At 47.8% G+C, this 3,247-nt stretch carries 5 protein-coding genes; 3 read left to right on the top strand and 2 right to left on the bottom strand.

What is annotated here, in order from left to right:
- The 3 genes from B7G66_RS18455 to B7G66_RS13635 all read left to right on the top strand — a co-directional run.
- Positions 1 to 211, top strand: a 211-nt coding sequence (locus B7G66_RS18455; RefSeq protein ID WP_206778198.1) for a hypothetical protein, incomplete at its 5' end; no start/stop codon positions are given.
- Positions 212 to 328: 117 nt separating this feature from the next.
- On the top strand, positions 329 to 871 hold the full coding sequence (locus tag B7G66_RS13640; RefSeq protein WP_196760714.1) for a DUF6932 family protein: 543 nt from the start codon (positions 329 to 331) through the stop codon (positions 869 to 871).
- On the top strand, positions 868 to 1,782 hold the full coding sequence (locus B7G66_RS13635) for a hypothetical protein (protein WP_003617660.1): 915 nt from the start codon (positions 868 to 870) through the stop codon (positions 1,780 to 1,782). Before B7G66_RS13640 ends, B7G66_RS13635 begins: the two co-directional genes overlap by 4 nt.
- Positions 1,783 to 1,895: 113 nt before the next feature.
- Here B7G66_RS13635 and B7G66_RS13630 read toward each other — a convergent pair whose 3' ends face one another.
- On the bottom strand, positions 1,896 to 2,522 hold the full coding sequence (locus tag B7G66_RS13630; RefSeq protein WP_003617659.1) for a hypothetical protein: 627 nt from the start codon (positions 2,520 to 2,522) through the stop codon (positions 1,896 to 1,898).
- 593 nt (positions 2,523 to 3,115) lie between these two features.
- A partial coding sequence (locus tag B7G66_RS13620; RefSeq protein WP_148424803.1) for a DUF3363 domain-containing protein occupies positions 3,116 to 3,247 on the bottom strand: 132 nt, incomplete at its 5' end.

The following is a 3,247-nucleotide window of genomic DNA, read 5'->3' as shown; positions in this document are numbered from 1 at the left end:
ATTCGGAGAAACAGCGGACAGCCTTCATTTCAGGGGATGCAAGCACCTTATCGTCCCGATCGCACCCGGTCGGTCAGGAGCGAAAAAATACTTGCGTGGTGCGGCGAATCACTCACTTGGTCTCATCATACGCATGCAATGTACATCAGAAGTCCGGGAACGATTTGAATTTTTGACTGCACAGACTGAATATCGAAGCAACGAAGTGTAAGAAGGAGGCCCGCTTGCCAAGAAATCTAAAATCGTGCTTAAATTAATCTAGTTAAATTAATTGAATGAATAAATAAAATATATATAGGTATTTACGTTGTCTATACCCGAGTGGAACATGGCCGGTGTTGTCCCGCCAATCAGACCTGATGCCGATCCAGCGGGAAAAGATCGTTCACCATACCGGGTTTCATTAAGCGATTTCGTAGATCGGTTTTGCTTAAGCGTTGATCGTTCGATAATCCTTCGGGGATTAATCGACCTGCGAGCTCAGTTACATTCAATCGGGATAACCAAAGGCTTCCAGTGGATCGACGGGAGCTTTCTAGAGCACATCGAGGATGTAGAAGATCGGCCTCCAAACGACGTGGATGTTGTGACTTTCGCCTTTTTGCCTGTGGGTCAGACCCAGGTGTCATTTTTTCCAACCCTGCAACCATATCTTGATCGCGACCGAGTGAAGACCACCTACAAGGTTGATCACTTCATACGGATTCTCCCTCAAGTTAATATCCATGATGTGTGCTATTGGTACAGTCTATGGTCCCATCGTCGTGATGGAATGTGGAAAGGTTATGTAGAGGTTGATTTAGCACCCACTGACGACACACATGCTGCAGGTCTTTTGGCGACCAAGATCGGCGCGGGGTTTCAGCCATGACTATCAGGAGAAAGGACGCCCTTTTATCTGAGATAGGGAAAGTCAAGGAAATTCTTCAGGGGATTCCCATGGAGAATGTAATTGACCGTTTCGGCTTAGAGGCTCGATTAAAAGAACTTAATCTCGAATTGGAGAGGCTTCCGGATCAGTTCCAAGAAGCTGAAAAACTCTCGCTAACTTTTCGAGGAGAGCCGGTACGGGGAAGCAGCGCTATTTCCGCTGATTTTGCTGGTAACGCATCTTCGGCTTTTGCAGACGCATTCTCCGCAGTCATGGCTGGGCTGAAAGGGGCTTTAAAATACGTCGGTCCTATACCCGACAAAGAAACTTCACCTCTAATGATAACTGGCATGGCAACCGGTTCTTATGGTTTTGAAATGGAGCTTCCCCCTTCGCAAGGTGAACTGTTTAGCGACGACGCCAATGTAGGAAAAGCCGTTGAAATCGTGAAAGATTTACTCCGGGTTTCTGCTAAAGGGAGCGATGATGATATTTTAGATATTGTAGAAGAAATTCACCCTAGGGCGGTCCGCAAAGTCGCCGACTTTCTCTCTATAGTGTCAAAAAAGGGAGCGTGGTGCGGGCTCGAATTTCGCGACAGCTATTTTAAGTTTAGCAGCCTTGATGAGATTATATTTTCTGAACAGAGATTGCGCCAGGAAAATATATCAGAAAACCAAGAAGTATACTTTGGAGAATTCCAAGGCTTTCTACCACACGGGCGAAATTTTGAATTTGTCGTATCAGATGGCTCGGGAATTATACGTGGTCGACTTGGTCCAGATATCGAGGATCCAGAGATATTGAACAGGGAATGGTTGCATCGACCGACAAGCGTAAAATTCAATGTAATTCAGGTAGGTCAAAGTCGCCCACGCTATACGCTTGTATCTCTTGATGATCTCGGTTAATGAGAAACATCATATTTTTACTTGGCAATATCAATAATTATATTTATGAAAATAATATAGAAATAATGACATTCAAAATTTTTTAAATATGCATCAACCTGAATGCATGATTGTTAGCTTTCCGTGGATGAGGAATTGGTCTCAGTAGCTGGCCCGGGCGAAGGTGAGGACTGCAACGACGAAGATTGTTTGATCCAAGGATCGGGTAAGTCAAAGTCTTCTGCCCCAATTTCTCCGGCTCGTTCCATAAGTGCGTTATATTTGTCCTCACGAAGACCCGTGGTGCCCTGTTCGTGTAGTCTACGAATGACAAGATAAGGATTTAAGATCAATGCGTAGCTCATCGCGCCGGACGGGCCGCCAGCTACTTCTATGAAACCAAGATCGTTCAACGCTTTCATCTTGGAACGCCAGGTGCGCTCACCCCGTTGTCCGTCAAAACCAGCGTGGAATGCGATTTCTCTTGGCTTGGACAAAGTGACAAACCCTTCGTCAAAGGCACGTCCCCACAATTCGAGATATGCCATGGCAACCGGGGTCCTAGCGAGGTCGTCCATGATTGAAAGAATGAGCGGCATCGTTCGTGGAATGGTCGTGAAGCCATGATGGTGCTGGCGACGCCAGATGTAATTTTCAGTGATGCTGGGCCACAGTCGCTGGCGGAGTTCCAACTGCCGTTGAGCAATCTTCTTACGGGGCTTCTTCACCGTAGACATTGCTGTCAAATCGATCTCAACCATTAGGTCCTCCAAAATTCAGGGAGACCGGGTGTGGACGCCGGTCTAGCCAACTGCCGTTTGGCTGTCTGCTGAATGTCGGGGGTGGAAGCCGCATCGCAGATTTGTTTGACTTCATGAAGTATGGGTCATTAATTCATATTTTTCAATGACTTAGATGACGCCACTCAGTCGTCAGAGTGCCATTACACGACAACTCATATATTGAGATACCCGATATGTTGTCAATTCGACCTTCAAGTCGGCGTTAGAGGTTTTTATTTAATAAGTTAATACAGATAGATAGATGAAAATTGCGGTGATCGCGGTGCTCTGTGATCGCGATGCTCGTCGGTGCTCGCGGGTGCTCGGCCCGCACCACCCCTACCCCGGCATTTTTTTGCTGCCCGAGAATAGACGACTTTAGACCGTGGGCGTGGGCGAGCACGGACGAGAGCAATCCTGACGCTGCGAAGAGAACGTCGATGCGTCTGGCTCCCGTAGAACCGTCATCAGCCAGCACCTCGATTATCTTTGAGCATCCGATGGGATCACACCACACGAGCAAAGGTGGATTCATCCTGAAGACGGCTAACATAAAAAGGCCACTCCATGACTTACAATCCTACCCCCCTGTTCCGGGTGAAGCTCCAGTCAATCCCACCATCGCCACGCGCAACTCCGGACACATGCCGTTCACGCTGCCTCTCCAGCGAGGGCGTCCAGGGCACGAGCTGGAACTGAAGCCC

This window comes from Novacetimonas hansenii JCM 7643 (genome assembly GCF_000964405.1).
Lineage (GTDB): Bacteria > Pseudomonadota > Alphaproteobacteria > Acetobacterales > Acetobacteraceae > Novacetimonas > Novacetimonas hansenii.
This window is presented reverse-complemented; position numbering and strand designations above follow the sequence as displayed.

Coding starts and splice junctions, on each gene's coding strand:
- B7G66_RS13630 (WP_003617659.1), bottom strand. CDS start 2,522: ATGGTTGAGATCGATTTGACAGCAATGTCTACGGTGAAGAAGCCCCGT.
- B7G66_RS13635 (WP_003617660.1), top strand. CDS start 868: ATGACTATCAGGAGAAAGGACGCCCTTTTATCTGAGATAGGGAAAGTC.
- B7G66_RS13640 (WP_196760714.1), top strand. CDS start 329: ATGGCCGGTGTTGTCCCGCCAATCAGACCTGATGCCGATCCAGCGGGA.